Here is a 1,148-nt window from a genome sequence, read left to right as displayed (position 1 = left end):
GCCGGCACGTTGAGGATACACAGCCCCAGAAGTTCGCCGCGATGGAAGCTCACTACGAGACGGGGTCGGCCGACCTCCACCTGCTCGCGTTCCCGAAGTCCCTCGACGCGCTCACCGACCCGCGCGCGGAGAACCTCTTCACGTTGAGTCTCCCCAGAGTCGGGTCGTTCCTCGCCAGTGGCGGGGACTTCAACGCCGAGGTCATCGGCCTGAACGAGTACGAGGAGAACCCACCCGTCGCGCTCGTGTTCTGGTCGTTCCGATTCATGGTCGGGCTCGGGTTCCTTTTCATCGCGCTCGCGCTCTGGGGCGGGTACCTCACGTACCGCGGACGGTTGACCGAGAGTACGCGCTACCTGAAGGCGATGATCGCGGCATCGCCATTCGGCTATGCGGCGTTACTCACCGGCTGGTACGTCACTGAAATCGGCCGCCAACCGTGGGTCATCCAGGGCGAACTCAAGACGAGCGAGGCGGTCTCCTCGACGCTCACTGGGACCGAGGCGACCCTAACCCTGGTCGCGTTCGTCATCCTCTACATCGCGTTGATACTAACGGCGCTGTACGTCCTGAAGTGGCTGATTCGTGGAGAGCTCCGGTCGCTCGGCGTCCAGGAGTCGAGTGCGGGCCGCTGGCGTGGCCCCCTCCCGTGGGTGACCAGCGATGACTGACCCACTGATCCCCGTCGACACGTACCTCGTCGACTCCCTGCCGGAGGTCTGGTTCGGCGCCGTGGTGTTCGCGTTGGGGATGTACATCGTCCTCGATGGCTTCGACTTCGGTATCGGGATGCTGTACGCGACCCGGACGGACGAACACGAGCGGGAGACGTTCCTGGCGGCGTTCGGCCCGGTGTGGGACGCCAACGAGGTGTGGATCGTAGCGTTCGGGACGATGTTGCTGGCGGCGTTCCCGCGCGTGTACTCGCGGCTCCTGGCGGACAACTATCTGCTCGCACTCGGGTTCGTCGTCGCGTTGGTGTTCCGCGGGCTCGGTCCGGAGCTCCGCGAGCAGCGCGAGGACGAGCGCTGGAAGCGCTACACCGACTACGCCTTCGTCGGCGGGAGCGTGTTCGCGCCGCTGCTGTTGGGGATGCTCGTCGGCCGGTGGCTCTTCGCTGGGGCGACCCTACCGGTGGTGTTGACCGG

General features: G+C 65.8%; 2 protein-coding genes. Both read left to right on the top strand.

What is annotated here, in order from left to right; all coding sequences use genetic code 11:
* On the top strand, positions 1–671 hold a 671-nt coding region (locus GJ634_RS17060), incomplete at its 5' end, for a cytochrome ubiquinol oxidase subunit I (protein ID WP_197425567.1).
* The coding region (locus GJ634_RS17055) for a cytochrome d ubiquinol oxidase subunit II (RefSeq protein WP_197425566.1) at positions 664–1,148 on the top strand (485 nt) is incomplete at its 3' end. The genes GJ634_RS17060 and GJ634_RS17055, both read left to right, overlap by 8 nt.

This window comes from Halobacterium sp. CBA1126, from assembly GCF_009741975.1.
GTDB lineage: Archaea > Halobacteriota > Halobacteria > Halobacteriales > Halobacteriaceae > Halobacterium.
Note: the sequence above shows the minus strand (reverse complement) of the source record. Positions and strands in the feature narration are given on the sequence as shown.